General features: G+C 29.5%; 22 protein-coding genes. 2 read left to right on the top strand and 20 right to left on the bottom strand.

Features of this window, described 5'->3' with window-relative positions:
- Positions 1-33 precede the first annotated feature (33 nt).
- From GQR97_RS13115 to GQR97_RS13210, 20 genes are all read right to left on the bottom strand, one after another.
- Positions 34-345: a hypothetical protein gene (locus GQR97_RS13115; protein ID WP_158849119.1), complete on the bottom strand. Its 312-nt coding sequence runs from the start codon at positions 343-345 to the stop codon at positions 34-36.
- A 238-nt stretch (positions 346-583) separates the two neighbouring features.
- The gene (locus tag GQR97_RS13120) at positions 584-1,927 is read right to left on the bottom strand and encodes an MBL fold metallo-hydrolase (protein ID WP_158849121.1); all 1,344 of its coding nucleotides are present in this window, start codon (positions 1,925-1,927) and stop codon (positions 584-586) included.
- Positions 1,928-2,102: 175 nt separating this feature from the next.
- Positions 2,103-2,822: a peroxiredoxin gene (locus GQR97_RS13125; RefSeq protein ID WP_158849123.1), complete on the bottom strand. Its 720-nt coding sequence runs from the start codon at positions 2,820-2,822 to the stop codon at positions 2,103-2,105.
- 187 nt (positions 2,823-3,009) lie between these two features.
- Complete coding sequence (locus GQR97_RS13130) at positions 3,010-3,591, bottom strand: SAM-dependent methyltransferase (protein ID WP_158849125.1); 582 nt, start codon at positions 3,589-3,591, stop codon at positions 3,010-3,012.
- Positions 3,591-3,887 carry a thioredoxin gene (trxA, locus tag GQR97_RS13135; protein ID WP_158849127.1) on the bottom strand — a complete coding sequence of 99 codons (297 nt, stop codon included), beginning with the start codon at positions 3,885-3,887 and terminating at the stop codon, positions 3,591-3,593. The genes GQR97_RS13130 and trxA overlap by 1 nt, the downstream gene beginning before the upstream one ends.
- Positions 3,888-3,899: 12 nt before the next feature.
- A complete protein-coding gene (locus GQR97_RS13140; RefSeq protein WP_158849129.1) occupies positions 3,900-4,925 on the bottom strand; it encodes a DUF3365 domain-containing protein in 1,026 nt (341 codons plus the stop codon).
- A 1-nt stretch (position 4,926) separates the two neighbouring features.
- Positions 4,927-5,196 (bottom strand): heavy-metal-associated domain-containing protein, encoded by a 270-nt coding sequence (locus GQR97_RS13145; RefSeq protein ID WP_158849131.1) that lies wholly within the window; start codon positions 5,194-5,196, stop codon positions 4,927-4,929.
- Positions 5,197-5,248: 52 nt separating this feature from the next.
- Positions 5,249-5,608 (bottom strand): rhodanese-like domain-containing protein, encoded by a 360-nt coding sequence (locus GQR97_RS13150; protein WP_233267538.1) that lies wholly within the window; start codon positions 5,606-5,608, stop codon positions 5,249-5,251.
- A 144-nt stretch (positions 5,609-5,752) separates the two neighbouring features.
- Positions 5,753-6,385, bottom strand: coding sequence for a Crp/Fnr family transcriptional regulator (locus tag GQR97_RS13155; RefSeq protein ID WP_158849133.1), 633 nt, complete (start codon positions 6,383-6,385; stop codon positions 5,753-5,755).
- A 165-nt stretch (positions 6,386-6,550) separates the two neighbouring features.
- On the bottom strand, positions 6,551-7,417 hold the full coding sequence (locus GQR97_RS13160; RefSeq protein ID WP_158849135.1) for a universal stress protein: 867 nt from the start codon (positions 7,415-7,417) through the stop codon (positions 6,551-6,553).
- A 114-nt stretch (positions 7,418-7,531) separates the two neighbouring features.
- Positions 7,532-7,978: a pyridoxamine 5'-phosphate oxidase family protein gene (locus tag GQR97_RS13165; RefSeq protein ID WP_158849137.1), complete on the bottom strand. Its 447-nt coding sequence runs from the start codon at positions 7,976-7,978 to the stop codon at positions 7,532-7,534.
- A gap of 230 nt (positions 7,979-8,208) precedes the next feature.
- Positions 8,209-9,108, bottom strand: coding sequence for a mechanosensitive ion channel family protein (locus tag GQR97_RS13170; protein WP_158849139.1), 900 nt, complete (start codon positions 9,106-9,108; stop codon positions 8,209-8,211).
- 9 nt (positions 9,109-9,117) lie between these two features.
- Positions 9,118-9,414 carry a chaperone modulator CbpM gene (locus GQR97_RS13175; protein WP_158849141.1) on the bottom strand — a complete coding sequence of 99 codons (297 nt, stop codon included), beginning with the start codon at positions 9,412-9,414 and terminating at the stop codon, positions 9,118-9,120.
- On the bottom strand, positions 9,414-10,304 hold the full coding sequence (locus GQR97_RS13180; RefSeq protein WP_158849143.1) for a DnaJ C-terminal domain-containing protein: 891 nt from the start codon (positions 10,302-10,304) through the stop codon (positions 9,414-9,416). Before GQR97_RS13180 ends, GQR97_RS13175 begins: the two co-directional genes overlap by 1 nt.
- A 3-nt stretch (positions 10,305-10,307) precedes the next feature.
- Positions 10,308-10,520, bottom strand: a complete 213-nt coding sequence (locus tag GQR97_RS13185) for a hypothetical protein (RefSeq protein ID WP_158849145.1) — start codon at positions 10,518-10,520, stop codon at positions 10,308-10,310.
- Positions 10,521-10,526: 6 nt separating this feature from the next.
- Positions 10,527-10,979: a hypothetical protein gene (locus GQR97_RS13190; RefSeq protein WP_158849147.1), complete on the bottom strand. Its 453-nt coding sequence runs from the start codon at positions 10,977-10,979 to the stop codon at positions 10,527-10,529.
- A gap of 130 nt (positions 10,980-11,109) precedes the next feature.
- Positions 11,110-11,784 (bottom strand): ABC transporter ATP-binding protein, encoded by a 675-nt coding sequence (locus GQR97_RS13195; protein ID WP_158849149.1) that lies wholly within the window; start codon positions 11,782-11,784, stop codon positions 11,110-11,112.
- Between the two features lie 2 nt (positions 11,785-11,786).
- Positions 11,787-13,049: an ABC transporter permease gene (locus GQR97_RS13200; RefSeq protein ID WP_158849151.1), complete on the bottom strand. Its 1,263-nt coding sequence runs from the start codon at positions 13,047-13,049 to the stop codon at positions 11,787-11,789.
- A complete protein-coding gene (locus GQR97_RS13205) occupies positions 13,049-14,128 on the bottom strand; it encodes an efflux RND transporter periplasmic adaptor subunit (RefSeq protein WP_158849153.1) in 1,080 nt (359 codons plus the stop codon). The genes GQR97_RS13200 and GQR97_RS13205 overlap by 1 nt, the downstream gene beginning before the upstream one ends.
- A gap of 261 nt (positions 14,129-14,389) precedes the next feature.
- Positions 14,390-14,812, bottom strand: coding sequence for a hypothetical protein (locus GQR97_RS13210; RefSeq protein WP_158849156.1), 423 nt, complete (start codon positions 14,810-14,812; stop codon positions 14,390-14,392).
- 135 nt (positions 14,813-14,947) lie between these two features.
- Between GQR97_RS13210 and GQR97_RS13215 the strand changes: the two genes are divergently transcribed.
- Together GQR97_RS13215 and GQR97_RS13220 are read left to right on the top strand one after the other, a co-directional pair.
- The gene (locus GQR97_RS13215; RefSeq protein WP_158849158.1) at positions 14,948-16,828 is read left to right on the top strand and encodes a PAS domain-containing sensor histidine kinase; all 1,881 of its coding nucleotides are present in this window, start codon (positions 14,948-14,950) and stop codon (positions 16,826-16,828) included.
- Between the two features lie 27 nt (positions 16,829-16,855).
- A complete protein-coding gene (locus GQR97_RS13220) occupies positions 16,856-17,911 on the top strand; it encodes a response regulator (protein ID WP_158849160.1) in 1,056 nt (351 codons plus the stop codon).
- Positions 17,912-17,914: the final 3 nt, after the last annotated feature.

A 17,914-nucleotide genomic window follows, 5' to 3' on the forward strand; every position in this document is an offset into this window, starting at 1 on the left:
TATCCTATTTGATTATTTTATTATAGTTTTAATTTATTTTTTAGGAAGATCTTTATTCAATTTGCTCTCTATAAACTTAATGGCTATTAATCCGAGCACTCCACCTAAAATGGAAATAATACAATTAATGATAAATAATGAGATATGAAATGTTCCGTTTTGCATTATGGACCAAGGATCGAAACCTAATCTTCCAAAGGATTTAATAAAAAAGATACTACCAAAAACACCTATTAATGTATTTCCTGTGAAACCAAAAGAATATGTTTTTTTTAAATTCCCAAATACATTTGCAGCAATAATCCCTATGAAAATACTAATCAAGGAAATTAAAGTACCTGTCATGATTTAGACTGATTGTAATTATTAAAAATAGTTTTTTTTATAGACTATAAAAGTACTAAGTATATAGTTAATACTACGTAACTTTGGTTACAAAAAAAAGCCTCAATTTGAGACTCTTTTTTAATTTAATATATATGCGCCAATGCGTGCAATTTAAATCTTTTATTAACGTTGATTTTTCTTCAGGAAAACTATAATATTTAATATTAAATAGCTTTGTTAATTTTGTAATGAGTAATTAATTAAACTCGTTAATATCGTCGCTAAGATTATATACTGTAACATTATTTATTAAATTTGAAATAATACTACTACCTGCTGCACTTCTATATCCACCAGCACAATGCACTACAATTGGTTTATCTGTAGGGATTTTGTTTTTAGAAACTCTTAATTGATTTAGAGGAATTGGGATGGCGCTTTCAAAAACCTTACCTTCATCTACTTCACTTGTATTTCGGATATCAATAATTGTATATTGATTTGGATACTTTTTAAAGTTTTCAAGGTCTAAAGATTTGAATGTTTCGAATTTATTAGAACCTAAAGTTATAATTGATTTTATTTGCTTTTCATAACCAATTTTGGCTATACGACTAAGAATTGTTTTTCTGTCATTAATAGAATTAATTACCAAATGAAACGCTTCATTAGGTTCTACAATAGAACCCAACCACGTTTCTACTTTATCATCTTCTGTTTCTGCAATAATATTAATACTTCCTTTAAGATGATTATATTTAAAATGTGAAGCCCTTCTTACATCAATAATCAAACTGTCGTAATTCCTGAACTCGGTTATTCCAAAGTTAAAAGGTACATCGCAGAATGTAGTTTCAAAATTATCTGCACCTTCTTTATTAATAGCCACATTAAATCCAAAATAAGCAGGGATAAAAGGTTGATCTTTTAAAATGTGATTCACAAACTGATCTTCGGTTAAATCCTTAAAAGCCCAATTTTCATTTCGTTCTCTTCCTAAAGTACTTGATGGATCTGTACTCATGTTTTTACCACATAAAGAACCTGCTCCATGCGCTGGATACACTTTTGTAGTATCTGGCAAATGATTAAATTTATTATGTATGGTATGATACATGCTTTTAGCTAATTCTTCTCTTTTAGCTTTCATGTTACCCGCTTTTTCTCGCAAATCGGGTCTTCCAACATCGCCTATAAATAAGGTGTCTCCCGAGAACATAGCATAATTATTATCTATATCATTAGCTATAATTGTAATACTATCTGGTGAGTGCCCTGGTGAGTTAATTGCAGAAAATGTAATCGCTCCCATTTTTAGTGTATCACCATCATCAAATGCTTGGTGTGGATAGTTAGCTCCAACCAATTTACTTACATAAATTTTTGCTTCCGTCTCTTTATGTATCTGAAAATGACTGCTCACAAAATCTGCATGGGGATGGGTTTCAAAAATAGCTTTAATTTTTGCGTTATGCTTTTCTGCTAATTCATAATAAGGCTTTGCATCTCTTGATGGATCTACAATAGCCATTTCATTATTACTTATTATAACGTATGAATAATGCGCTAATGGTTTGTCTTCAAATTGTATAATATTCATAATTTTGTCTTTTTATGTTTATCTATATAATAGAAAAATTGGTCTCCTTTTAAATTTAAAACTAATATATTGAAGGAGCGTTGTGTTTATCAATTTTAGTTTAAAAAAATATACTAATTGAGTTAAATTAGAAAAAGAGCCTCAATTTGAGACTCTTTTTAATTTAAAAATTATTTTACTTTTTAAGAATGCTGTCTAACACTAAATCTTTATCCAGTTTTTTAGTACAGAAAAACCAGTCTTTACAATCTAACTCTTCAGTAGAGGTCATTCTTTCTTCTGCAACGCCACAAGATCCAGCTGGAGATACTATAACATCGTCACCAGGATTCCAATCTGCAGGAGTTGCTACATTAAATTTGTCTGATGTTTGCATGGCTATCAATGCTCTGTATAACTCATCAAAATTACGGCCTAAGCTTAAAGGGTAATAAATTATAGCACGAACGGTTTCTTCTGGATCTACAAAAAAGACAGCTCTAACGGCTTGGGTTTTACTTTCTCCTGGTTGAACCATACCATATTTTTTAGCGATATCCATAGAAATATCTTCTATTAAAGGAAATTTAACTTCAACGTTTTTCATTCCGTTAAATTCAATTTTCTCCTTAATAGTTCTTAACCATGCAATATGGCTGAATAAACCATCTATAGATAAACCAATAAGGCTACAATTTGCTTTATTAAATTTTTCTTCTAAATGTGCAAATGTCATAAATTCTGAAGTACAAACCGGCGTAAAATCTGCTGGATGACTAAATAATATAGACCATTTTCCTTTATAATCCGAAGGGTAATTAATTTCTCCTTGTGTAGTTACTGCTGTAAATTCTGGTGCTTTATCACCAATTCTTGGCATGGTGAAAGTTTCTTGTTTTTCTAAATTTGCTTCCATAATTAATATATTGTATTATTGGTTTATTCTATGATGCAAATTTAAACCTATAGAGTAAGTCTATATATAACTTAAGTTACATAAGTTGAGCAATTTTGAAAAAAAGAAGCATTATAAGGATGTGTTGCTCTAAATATATGGTGTAGTTTTCTGAATAATATAAACCTGAATTAGGTTTTGATAGTTATTATTTCTTCTTAATTTTAATAAACAACTCTCTTCCTTTTCTTGAGTGATGAGAATTATGAGATTCATCCATTAACAGCACATCAAAATTTGGGTGAAAATATTTTTTATATTCTGTTTTAGAACCTCCAAAAGGAGGGTGTGTTTTATTTAAAGGTGCGTTAAAAAGTAAACCTGCTATTTTACCGTTTGTATTTAACATTTTAAATGCTTTTTCTGCATAAGTAGTTCTTAAAATGGGGTTTATTGCACAGAAAAAGGTTTGTTCAATAATTAAGTCGAAAGTGATATTTATATCAAAAAAGTCGCCATGAATAAGATGATGTTCAGGAAAGGAAGGGACTCTTGTTTTTATGTTTAGGAGTGCAGTTTGAGATAAATCGATTACAAATACATTCTCAAAGCCTTTAAGGTGTAGATATTCTGCTTCATGAGAATTACCTCCACCAGGAATTAAAATTTTTAAGCTTTTGTTTGTTAACTGATCAAAATAAGCTTTTAATGGTGGTGAGACTTCGCCTAAATCCCAACCCGTATCACTTAATTTGTATCTATTATCCCAATAGCTTTCGTTTAAATCCATTAATAGGAATCTGTAATTACATTAATTAATTCGTGCTTTTGAAGCATACCAGATTGTCTCCACACTTGTTTTCCTTTAATAAAAAGTAGCATAGTTGGTACACCTCTTACTTGGTATTTAGCGGCTATAGCTTTGTTTTTGTCAACATCTATTTTAATTATAGAAACTCTATCTTTTAATGTTTCTTTGACCTCTTTTAAAATGGGATTCATCATTTTACAAGGTCCACACCATTCTGCATAGAAATCTACTATTACGGGAGTATCTTTATCTATTAATTCTGAAAATTTGCTCATAACTTATTTAATTTATTTATCAAAAGTAATACTCCAAAGACCTCTAATTTCATTAATGTTATAACCTATTGCTTTATCTTGAGGGTATAAGCTTTCTAGTTTGCGTAATGTTAGTTTTTGAATGTCTTGGTTTATTTTTCCATGACATTGTAAACACATTGTATTTGTAGAAATAGGGTAGTAGACCTGAACTTTATTATCCAGTTGATCTACAATCGCCTTTGGTTCTATATTATTTTTAATATCGGTTTTAAAAGATTCAATATACGTTAATTCTTTTTTATTTGCTTGATTATTTTGGTTTCTAGGTTTGTCGGAAACTCTTTTAATAGTTGCGTTATGCACCACAGCCATACTATCTGTTAATGGGTAGGCTTTTATATTACAAAATGCTAAGGCTTGTAAAGTTCCTTTTTTTTGAATGGCTTTCATTAAATTTTTACCCAAAACGGCTTTTGTGGATAGGGCATATTTTAAGCCACGTTCACCATAAGATAAATCATCAGTACTCGCTTTTGTTTGTTGCATGCGCATACCTTGTCCGTTTCCTTTACCCAGGCCTTTTTTCATACCTTGACCATTGTTATTGCCTCTTTCTTGATTATAATGAGCTTCGAACCATTCGGGTTTATCAATCTCAAAATCGAACATATAATCTGCTATTTGGGTTATGGTTTCTTCTTCAAAAGGTAGTTTTGGCATCAAACCAAAACGGTTTACTGCTCCGTACATTTTGGCATTCTCTTCAGTTGGGTTTTTAATCCAAGCTAGCATATCTTTTGTAAAGTTGGCCTTTGTAGTTTTGTTATTTATATAACGTTTTTTTATAGCAATCATTGGTGGTCCAATTCGATCATCTTGATTTGCAGAAGGACTATGGCATGCATAGCAATTAGCTTCCATTAATTTTTTACCTGGATGGTTGTTTGCTTCCTTTTGATTTTCGAAAGCTGAATACTCTTTTTTCTTAGAATTATTACAACTAAAGATTAGAGCAGAAAAAATAAATATGACTATTAAATTTTTGATTTTAACCATTTTATTTTGAAAATTTTCCTGTAGCACAACTAACAAAAGATTTAGCTTTTGAAACTAAATTATTATCGTCTTCTACCGAAGGATAACCTATATTTTTTAATTTTTCTTTTACGGCAAGCGCATCGGCTTCATTTATGTAATTAAACGATACTTTACTTTCATCTACATGAACTTTAATATCCGAAATATTTTTAATATCCGATAGTTTAGTTGAAATTGTATTGGCACAACCACCACATTTTAGGTTTTGTACTATTATTGAAGTTTTCATTTTTGAATGTTATTTTATATGTTGGTAAAATGGGTTCGCCGTTAATTTTAGTTTATTTATAATTTAATATGCCTCCTTTTAAATCGTAGATTTCTGTAAAACCCATTGCAGCTAATTTATTCGAGCATTGTCTGCTTCTAGCTCCGCTTCTGCAATACACATAAACAGCTTGATCTTTGTTTAATTTACTAAACTCGTCATTAAAATTACTAGAAGCCGAATCTATGTTTTTTGAGTTTTTTATATGTCCAGAGTTAAACTCATTTGGAGTTCTAACATCTATTAATTGTACGTTTTTGTTTTGTGTCTGTGCTTTAAATTCGAGAATATCTAAAACTTTTATTGCACTATTTTGAGGCGTTTTAGATCCAAATATTGTTGTGAATATTGACATGATTATGATGCTTTTCATTTTTGATTATTAATAAGCATAAATTTAATCTAATTCCTACATTTTATATGTAACCTAAGTTACACAGATGTAATATCTAGTTTTTGCATTAATGGATATTTATTCTCTATAATTTAAAGGACTTTCAGTTTAAAAAATTAGCGTTTATAAATTTAAAATTTTCAAGTAATTTCTATGTAGCTCTATCTTGCCAAGCTGTTCCAGTTTTTTTAGTAGTCGTGATATTACAACTCTAGAGGTGTGGAGGTCGTAAGCAATTTCTTGATGTGTATATCTAATAATATTATCATTATTAACACTGGCTTTTTTCTTTAAGTATTGTACTAATCTCTCATCCATTTGATAAAAGGCAATACTATCCAAGGTTGCTAATAATTCGTTTATTCTATTATGGTAACTTTCAAAAACAAAATTTCTCCAAGATTTATATTTTGCCGTCCATTCTTCCATTTTACCTACAGGCACCATAATTAGTTCTGCATTGGTTTCGGCTATAGCTCTAATTTCACTTTTTTTATGTCCTAAACAGCAGGTCATGGTCATGGAGCAGGTTTCACCTCGTTCTAAATAATAAAGTAATAGCTCGTCTCCATCATTATCTTCTCGTAAAACCTTAATAGCTCCAGAAATAAGCAATGGCATAGATTTTATGTAATCGCCTATTTCTAGCAACTTAAACCCTTCGGGTATTTCTTTATAAGTTCCAATCTGTGCTATTTCTTCAAGTAAGGCGTCTTCAAAAAGATGCCCATAACTATCGTTTAATTCATTTATCATCTTAATTCCGCTTTAAGTTGTTTCAAAATTACAATATCAGCATTTGAATAAGGTTACTTATGTTACACACTCGATATGTTATTGTTCTATTCTAAAGTTGAAAAGATGCAACTTATAATAAGGATAAATAAATGATTAAAAATTGTATTAAATATAGTGATGTCTTTATGCAGTAACAGCTTCTTTTAGCTTAGTATTATGTTTGTTAAAAGCTAGTATTGGTATGGTTACAATTTCTTCCATTTCTCTAACCAAATCTCTATGAAATAAATTATCAAGACTTAAGCTATGTTTACGTTCTAACATGGCTAACATACTTGCTTTTTCATTATCTAAAACACTTACAAGACCAGATTTTATTTTAGTTGCAGCCATAGTTTTAAATGTGATTTCTTTATAAGAAATTTGCTCTAATAGTATAGATTTAAATCGTACCATTTTTTCTTTAGCAGTAGTTGTATCTGTTTTATAAATATGAACAACTTCTATAAGAGCTTCAAACGGGCTTACAATTTCAATAAGTTTTTTTATAGGTAGAATATCTTCCTTTTCAAAATCTGTTGCATATACTATAGTTGAAATGCTTTTATAAACCATACCATTTGGTATCATCATTACTGGAACTTCAATTTTATCTAACAATATATTTGCTATATTACTAGAGAAATACGTTCTGTGACTACGGGTATCTTTAATACCTAGAAGTACTAAATCTGGTGATAATTTTTTGGATATGTCGAGGATAGCATTTTCAACTGAAATGTTTTCGACAACATGAATTTTAATAGGGTTTTCTCTAAATTCGTTTTTAAGATGGGTTTCGCAGTATTTTGTAACAATATCTTTTTGCTCTTGAATCATATTATTCTTCAATACGTCAGAACGTTTTATAACAGAAATAGAAACAGGAGGAACATCGTAAACGTGCATCACGTGTAAATTTGCTTTCATAATATAACTAAAACGATAAGCATATTTTAATGCTGAAGCATCGTTTTTAGTACAATCTGTTGCATATAGGATAGTTTTCATAACACTTAATTTTATCTGATTAAAATTATGATTATACATCTTTCAAAAAAATGACATTCGTCATAGAACCAAATTATTTTAGGACACTAAATTTTGAGTTTAATATTCCTGTTTTTAACTGCTTTTTCCTGAAAGATCTAATATTTTTATACGGTATACTACGGGGGCTTTGTAAGATTTTGTTTTGTTGGGGAAATCGTTTATGAACTGAGGGTATTCATGATCCTTATTAGCTATTATTTTTTTTAGACCTAAAGTAAATTTGTGTAATTGATGTTGTGCAAACGTGCCATCCAGTTCTTCAAATTTACCATGCACAAGGATAGATTTCCATTTGTTTATGGATTCTATTTCGGTTATTGCTAGAGATGTTGCATTGTTTAATCTCATAGCATCGATTTTATGACCTTCATCAGAATAACTAATAATACAATTATCTTCTTTATTATAATAATAAGTAATAGGAATTGAATAAGGTTTATTTTCCCATATAAAAGATAAGTAACCAATATAATTAGTCTCTAAAATATGCAAGCTTTCGCTTTTGGTTAAATCTTTCATGACGTTATATTTTAAACTAGTATTCATGATATTATATTTTAAAGTATTATTTACTAAAAATATAATTATAATAGGTAATCTACAATGATATATATCAATCAACTATAATTTTATAGATTCGGAATTTTAAATGAATGAAATTTGGTAAGAAACTTACCGAATAGGCAAACTATATAGAAGTAGATTTTACTGTATTTATAGATATATAATGCTTTAGAAATTATTAAAAGCTATTCTTTTACGTGTACTTTAACTTCAGGGATTTTAATTATTTCTATAGTTGTTGATGCTAATAAAACTTTGCCATTTGTTTTTTCAAGGGCTTTATATATATCATTGTTTAAGATATGTTTTGTGATGCGTCTTTTTTTATAATCTACAATATATCTTAGGTTAAATTGAATCCAATTATCGTTTAGAGTAATTGCTAAAGTTGGGTCTACTACAGCGTCTTCAATGTAATATTTATTAACAACTTCATTCCATTTAGATTTTGAATTAATGGTGTGTTCAGAAAGAATTTCCGAAGCAATTTTAATAACTATAGATTTTGCTAATTCAATATCCGATCCATATTTAATGGGTAAATTAAACTCATCCCAAATAAAAGGAAAGTCTTGAGAATAGTTGTAAATAGGGCCTTTAAAAACGAATGCATTGCTTAGTTTTACAATACGACCGCTATAATTATCACTGCTTACCCATTGGCCAATTTCCATCATGGTGGTATGCATACTGTTTACATCAATTACGTCGCCTTTAATACCATTAATTTCAATACGATCTCCAGGTTTGTATACTTTAACAATAAATATATATAATGAGCCAGCAACGCTTAAAATAAGTTCTTGTAACGTAAAAGCGATACCAGCAGTAAATAACCCAATAGCTAATGTGAAATCTTTAATATTGCCTGTGAAGTAGGAAAAGGATAGAATGATTAGAACTATGTATCCAATAATTTCTATACCTTTTTGAGACTTATATCTAGCATCTGTATCGGTAACTTTTTTTCTTAAATAACGCCGAAATAATTGAATTAAAATAAGAACAAAAATGACAAGAATAACATATTTAAAAACACTAAATATTGTTGGGTTTTTGTCGAGCCAGTTTATTAATTGTTCCATTTTAATTAGTTATATATCTTCATAAAGGCTTAGCCTATTATTTAAAGTTTTTATTTCTTCTTGTAGCGATTCAACTTGTTTTAGTAAATTATAAATAACATCTACACCTTCTAAATTAATATCTAGATCGTAGTGTAAGCGTATCATTTTTTCAACTTTTTTTATCTGTTTGGTATGGATATAAAAGTCATTATTTTTAGCAATAACCTCTACCAGTTGAAATTCCTGTAATGTATTTATAAAGGAAACCGGAACATTATAGCGATTGCATAGAATTGGTACAGGTATTAAATCTTGTATTTCCATTATTGACGTAGTTTTTGTAACTCTTTTATTAATGTTTTTTCTTTTTCTGTAAGGGCAGTCGGTATTTTTATTTGATAGGTAATATATAAGTCTCCAAACTGACCGTCTTTTTTATACTTAGGAAACCCTTTTCCTTTTAGTTTTACTTGAGCTCCATTTTGGGTTTCTGGTTTTATATTTAGTTTAACTTTCCCGTTAAAGGTATCCACCATAATTTCACCACCCAATAATGCATTATATAAATCTAAATCTATGGTTGTATAGAGGTTATCTTTGTCTCTTTTAAATTTTGTATTGTTTGAAATAGAAAACTGAATATACAAATCGCCATTTGGACCACCATTAACACCTTTGCCACCGTGGCCTTTTATTTTTATGTTTTGTCCATTTTCTATACCTGCCGGAATGGTTATTCTAATGTTTTTATTATTAACGGTTAAGGTACGTTTGTGTGCTGTATAAACATCTTTTAAGTCTAGTTGCATTTCCGCATTAAAATCTTGGCCTCTAAATTTTACAGATCGACCACCGCCTCCTCCTGAAGCTCTACCACCAAACATATCCTCGAAAAAAGAAGAATAACCTTGATCGGCATATCCACTAGGACCACCTTGAGAACTTTGATTATATTGTCCTTGTTGTTTTGCTTTTTCATACTCTTCAGCATGTTGCCAATTCTCACCGTATTGGTCGTATTTTTTTCTGTTTTCAGGGTGGCTTAAAACTTCATTAGCTTCATTTATTTGCTTAAATTTTTTCTCTGAAACTTTATCATTCGGATTTAAGTCTGGGTGATATTTACGAGCCAATTTGCGATATGCTTTTTTAATATCGGCTTCTGAGGCTGTTTTTGAAAGCCCTAATAATTTATAATAATCTATGTAAGCCATTATCTACTTATTTTTATGGGTTTCGATATGATGTTTTAATAACAGGTTTAAACTTTCTAAATAATCGCCCATTACCTTCGTGTTTATATGTGGTTTGTTTTTGGAAGGCACAGTCATTGGTGTTTCGTCTAAAAAGGGATATAGTTCGGGGTAATCCGTTTCTATTAAGTTTGTTAGCTTAACGATTTTGTTCTCTATAATTTGTAATTTATCCATGATTTTTTAATTAAACATCCAAGTTTTTTTCGATTTTTCATTTTCTAAGATTTCTTTAATCATCCTAAAAACAACATTTTTAACTTCTCTTTCATTATTTATTAATGAAATAATATCATCTTCAAGTTGTTCGTTTTCAATTCTAAATTCGGCAGTATTATGTTTGTATGTCTTATCGATTATTTTAACAATATTGTCTAAATTTAATTGTATCCGTTGCTGTATGTATTCGCACTGGTTTTTTAACTCAAAAATTTCAAGTTGTAATTCTCTTAATTCGTCCAGATTTTCGTATTCTAATAGTTCAGAAAAGTGCGACTCTATAAGAGTTTCTAAAAATTTTATGTCGAATAAATAAAACGCTATATCATTTTTCCAATGCTCTATTAAAATATAAAGTTCGTCCCAATTAGCTTCTTTAATATAATTTGCGGTTGGTTTTATTCGGTAATTTTTCATCGCATTAATTTTAAGAAGGTTAAAACTTAAAAGTACTTTTAAAATGGCTCATTATAAATGATAAATATCAGTTAAGGTAACCTAGTTTTAGTAACTAGTTTTGGCTTTTGATTTTAAGATATATAAATTTCTAAACTATAATTTTACCATCTTCCATAGTAATAATTCTATCTGTTTTTTTAGCGAAATCTTCGTCGTGAGTTACAATAAGAAGCGATAAATCTTGTTCTTCACTGAGTTGTTTAAAAATATTGAAGACGTTTTTAGAATTATGACTATCTAAGTTACCAGTAGGTTCGTCTCCCATAATAATGGAAGGGTTATTAATTAAAGCTCTCGCAATGGCAACGCGTTGTTTTTCTCCTCCAGAAATTTGAGAGGCTTTCTTTTTTGAAAGCTGTTCTATATTTAAAATTTTGAGTTTTTGCATGGCATCGTGCTCAATTTCTAAATTCGATTTTTCACCTAATTTTTTAGCAGGAAGCATTACGTTTTCTAAAACTGTAAATTCTGAAAGTAGATAGTGAAATTGAAAAACAAAACCGATATGCTTGTTTCTTATGTATGATAATTGGTCGTTATTGTTGCCTGTTATTAATTTATTATTTAAAAATAGTTCACCTTGATAATTGGTGTCCATGGTAGATAGTATGTAGAGTAATGTGGATTTTCCACAACCAGATTTCCCCATAATAGAAACAAATTCTCCTTTTTTTATTTTAAAACTGATATCCTTTAAAACGTGAAAAGGCATAGGCTTTTTAAAGTATTTATTAATGTTTTTAGCTTCTAGTACAGTGCGCATAATTATTGACCTCTTATAATGGTTACAGGATCTATTTTTTTAGCTTTTCGTGATGGTAAATAACCTGCGAAAAAAGTGGATATCATAGCGAATAACATGCCTATAAAATAAAACCATGGATTAAAATTTATAGGGTACGTTTTTACTCTTGGTAATGCCTGAGTTTGAAAAGGAATTGTGCTAATAATATTTGTAAAAATGAAACCAACAAGTAGACCTAAAATTCCGCCAATAAACCCAATTATCATGGCTTGACTCATAAAAATAAGCTGCACATCTTTGCCAGAAAACCCTATGGCTTTTAGAATGGCGATATCGTTCATTTTTTCATAAATAAACATATTTAAAATGTTGTAAATACCAAAACCAGCAACAATGAGCAAAGTTATAGATACGGCATAGGTTATCATATTTCTAACATTTGTGCCTGTTTCAAATTGGGCATTGGCGGTATTGATATCTATGGCTTTTAAATTGAACTCTTGTTCTAGTTTTTTTGATAAAGGAAGTGCATCATCAATGTTATTAAGTTTTACATTAATATCTGTAACATAATTATCTGCTTCACCAAGAATGCGTTGTACTGTTTTTAAATTTGCAAAGCTTTGTATAGCATCAATATTTGTAACACCACTTTGGTATAACCCAACTATTTTTAACGGGAAAATCTCGCCAGTTGTTGTGTTTATTTGAATGCGATCTCCAACATCTAAAGCCATTTTTTTTGCAATACCTATACCGAGTAAAATACCATTTTCGGTATGATCTAAAGCTTCTGGAGAACCTCTAACTATATAATCATTAAGGTTGAATAATTTAGCTTCATCTAGCACATTAATGCCTGTTAAATTCCCACTAATATCTATAGAACCTGCAATGTAAAATATATTAGCTTTTATTTGGGGGAGCGCACCACGAACAATGTTTTTGTTTTCTAAATATTTAATTATAGGTAATGCGTTGTGTATTTTTTTTTGACTTAATTTAGGTTTAATGGAATGCACTACATTCATACTGTTTTTAAACTCATCATATAACGCGATTGGTTGTTTTTTTGAAGGTTCTATTTCATTATAAATATGAATATGCGGTGTTTGATTTAGAATTAAATCGTCTAATATGGTGTTTAAACCCGTCATAAAACTTACCAAAGTAATGTAAGCTCCAATTCCAAAAGTAACACCTAATGCCGCAACCGCAGTTTGCTTAAATTTAGTTAGCAAGTGCATTTTTGCAATGTTTAGTATAACCTTCCAGTTCGTCATTATTCGGGTTTATAAATACTTGTGTTTTCGCTAATTCCAGAAGTTATTTCTATGAATTCCATATTTTGTAAACCAGTAGTAATGGTTATTAGTCCATCATCGGTTTTTACTGTATTGTCCTTTATAAGATATTCTTTTGGAATAGTAAGCGCATTTTCTTTATTTGAAATAATAATATTAGCTTCTCCAGAAAGTCCAGGATATAAGGTTTTTGGAGCTTCATCAAATAGAGCTTCTACTGTAAATGTTTGGTTTCTTTCATCTTTTTTTGGATATATTTTGGATACTTTTCCTGTAAAAATAGAGCCATTGTATGCATCTAGACTAATAATGACTTTTTGATTTTTTATTATTTTTACAATATCCACCTCATCTACTAGCATTTTAATAATAAATTTGGTTGCACTGCCTATTGTAGCCAGAGGTTCTGTGGTAGCAACAATTTCGCCGGGTTCTTTATATAAGGCATATATTTTACCATTTATTGTGCTTTTTATGGTGAAATCTTTAGTGTTTATTAATGAAGATTGATAGTTGTTACGCGCCTGTTTTACGGTTGTCTGTAATTCGTTTTTAGTTCTGTTATATTTACTTTGTAGTAGTTGTAAATTATTTGATGATAATTGATAATTAAGTTGTTTTGTATCATATTCTACTTTAGAACCAATATTTTTATTCCATAGATTTTTTTGTCTGAAATAATTAACCGAATCATTTTTGTATGTTAAGTTAGCCGCAATTATTTCATCTTTTATACCTCTTAAAACGGCTGCATTTCCGTTATAATTTTCTTGAGCCAATTCTAAAGATAGTTTGGCATTTTCAGTATTTAGTTTAGGTGTGTTATTCTCAATTTGTAATAAGGCATCACCTTTTAAGATAATATCTCCTTCTTCAACTAAGTTTTTGTATAAAATACCGGCAACAATGGCATGCACTTGGTAAAGGCTATCTGGCTGTATGGTTACAGAAGTGTATACAGATTCTGTTAGATTTTGTTTTTCTGGGTGTATTTTATCTGTGTTTTTAGAACAAGACACCATGAGTAAAAACAGACTTGTTAATTGTATTATCTTCATGTTTAATTTAACTTTTAATAAAATAGATATACCTAGGCTTATTTTTATTAATAACAACTATTACTAAACGGTTGGATAAAATGGTTTTTATATACAAAGAGTGTTTAACGCTATTTCAATTATGATGCTAAATAGTTTTCTCTATCAATTACAGTAAAAACTTTTGTTGAGATAAATGAATAGGAAAACAAAAAGAATAAATATTTCCTTTTTTTGCTTCTATATGGATGCTTTTAGTATGCCTTTATAATAATAAAATACTTATGCTTTTTCGCAAGTATTAGATTTTAGTTCCATCTCTAATTTTGCTAGCATGATGAGTTCAGATTTATTTAACCCAGAAAAAGAAGAAGCAATAGCATTAGCCGTTTTCATGATTAGTTTTTTAATAACTTTCGTAAATAGCTCTGGGTTTTCATTTTTGTAATTTACAAAATCATGAAAGCAAGTTTCGGCTTCATAGGCTCCGTTATTTAGCCAATCGAAAACAATTTCTATATGGTAAGCAGCATTTGTATGATAATGGTCTTCAGCAAGATCAAGGTGTAACCATTTTAGTTTAACAAGCTCTTTTAATTTGTTAAACTCATCTGGATGTACTTTTTTATCGGCTGCAGCAATAGCATAGAACAGCTTACCAAGGTGTTGATAGAACTCTAGGGTTAACTTTGTTTTAGTTTCCATGTTTAGCAACGTTTAATTTTACTAAAAATAAAGATAAAATATTGATTTAATCATGATATAAATCAGTCGTTCTTAATTATAAATCGTGCATTTTTACCTATTTTTAGGGGACTATCCATTAACGCATCGTTATTTATGTTTAGACAAGATCAAGAAATATTTAATATTCTATTAGAAACGGTTTCCGAGGGTGTTATTATTGTTGATAATCTCCAAAAAATAGTTGAAGTCAATGCATCGGTAGAATTTATTTTTGGATACACAAAAAAAGAAATTTTTGGCAAGGAGCTAAACGTATTAATTCCGTCTAATTATCATCATAGTCACTCTAAGTATTTTAAAGCGTTTCTTAAGGCAAGTAAACGTATAAAAATGGGTGACGTTAGAGATATTTTTGCCTTAAAAAAAGATGGAACTATTTTTCCGGTAGAAGTAGAATTAAACCCTTTTCAAATTTATAACAAAACTTATGTTATGGCTTTGATTAAAGATGTTTCAGAAAAAAAGGAAATTGAAAAAAACTTAATGCTGCGTACCAAAGCATTACAATCTGCTAATAATGGCATAGTGATTACCGATGCTTTAAAAGATGATAATCCTATCATTTATTTCAATTCGGCTTTTCAAAACCTTACGGGTTATTCCGAGGTAGAAATACTTAACCATAATTGTAGATTTTTGCAAGCTCAAGATAGAAATCAAGAACCTCTTAAAAAACTTCGAACTGCAATAAAAAACGGGGAAAGCTGCCAAGCAACGCTTCGTAATTATAAAAAAGATGGTAGCTTATTTTGGAATGATTTGTACATTTTTCCGATAACGAATTCTAAAGGTATTGTTACAAATTTTATTGGTATTCAGAATGATGTTACACTAAGAAAAAAAGTAGAAGAAGAACGTCATCATTTAGCGTCTATTTTTGACGAGTCTTTAAATGAAATTTATGTTTTTGATGCTGAAACATTAAAGTTTATAAATGTTAATTATGGTGCGCAAATTAATATAGGCTATAGTTTAGATGAATTAAAACACATGACGCCTTTAGATATTAAAAAAAATGATACCGAAATTGAATTTAGAAATACCATAGACGTTTTATTAAAAAAGAAAGTAAATAAGATTGAGTTTGAAACGTTGCATAAGCGTAAAAATGGATCAGAATATCCTGTTGAAGTTCATTTGCAATTATCAAACCTAAACAACAAAGAAGTTTTTGTAGCTATTATTTTAGACATTACAGAACGTAAAAGTTATACTAATAAATTAGAAAATAAAGTAGAAGAACGAACCAAACAACTGGAGATGGCATTGGTTAAAGAAAAAGATATAAATGAATTGAAAACTAATTTTTTATCATTAGTATCTCACGAATTTAAAACACCTTTAAGTGGTATCTTATCTTCTAGCGAGTTACTTAGCAGATACCAATTAACCGAGCACCAAGAAAAACGAAATGAGTATATAAAAAATATCACGGATAAAGTGTATTATTTAAATAACATCTTGAACGACTTTTTATCGGTAGATAAGCTGGAGCGTGGAAAAGTGAATTATAGATTTAACCATTTTAAACTTAGTAAAGTAATTAACGAGGTTGTTTATAATGCTAACATGCTTTTAAAAGATGGTCAGAATATAAAGTATCCCGAAAACATAGACGATTTATCTATATATCAAGATGAAAAAATTATTCAGTTAATTTTCACCAATCTTTTGCACAACGCTATAAAATATTCCCCAGAAGGATCCATTATAGATATGCATATTGAACAGGATGATAAATTTATAACAGCAACTATTACCGATCAAGGAATGGGTATTCCTGAGAAAGACCAAAAAAATATTTTTGAACGTTATTTTAGAGCACAAAATGCAATAAATATTCAAGGCACGGGCATAGGTTTAAATATCGTTAAAAATCATATAAATAATATAGGTGGTACTATTTTTTTTAAAAGTGAAGAAAATAAAGGATCCACTTTTACAATAACATTTCCGAATATAGGGTTAGAATAAAATAGCAAAAACTAAAAAAAAATACTCATGAAAACAATTTTACTTATTGAAGATGATGTGGTTTTAAGAGATTGTACAACAGAACTTTTAGAGCTATCTAACTACACGGTGGTAAAAGCTTCTAATGGAAAAATAGGAGTAGAGTTGGCAAAGTTAAAAAGGCCAGATATTATAGTTTGCGATATAATGATGCCAGAACTCGATGGGTACGGTGTTATTAAAATGCTTTCAAAAAATAAAAACACCAAGTCTATTCCTTTTATATTTTTATCTGCTAAAACAGAGGTTTGTGATGTTAGAAAAGGTATGAATTTAGGCGCAGACGATTATATTAGCAAACCCTTTGCTATTAACGATCTTATTAACGCTATAGAAAGTCGTTTAGCTAAAGTCGCTATTTTACAAGATTTAGCTACAAAATCGAATACTACTAAAAGTGTAGATATTGAAGATGAAATAAAAACCATTAACGATTTAAAAAACTATTTTGACGATTATGGTTCCATATTTAGATATAGTAAAGACCAGGTTATTTACAATGAAGGCGACCATACCAATTATATTTATTTAATTAACAAAGGCGCTGTAAAATGCCACCAAATACAGGAGCAGGGCAAAGAACTTGTAACGGCTCTTTATAAAGAAGACGATTTGTTTGGTTACACATCTTTTACGCAAAACATACCACACAAAGAAACCGTTACCGCTATCGACGATACCGAGTTAACCGGTGTTTCTGTTATTGAATTTAATCAAATTCTTAACAATAATCATAAATTAACTATCGAGCTTATGCAGTTATTATCTGATAACCTTATAGAAATAAAAAAGCAATTATTAGAAAAAGCTTATGCCTCGGTAAATAAAAAAACAGCAACTACTATTTTAAAATTTGCCGAAAAAATAAATAGAAAGCCAGACGATCCAATAAAAATTTCTAGAAGCGATTTAGCAAGTGTTGCCGGAATTGCAACCGAAACATTGATTAGAGCTTTAACGGAATTTAAAAAACTAGGTATTATAAAATCTGAAGGTAGAAATATAAAAGTAGTCGATATTGAAAAACTAAAGCAGATCTATTAGCTC

Origin of the sequence: Algibacter sp. L1A34 (assembly GCF_009796805.1) — a bacterium.
GTDB lineage: Bacteria > Bacteroidota > Bacteroidia > Flavobacteriales > Flavobacteriaceae > Algibacter.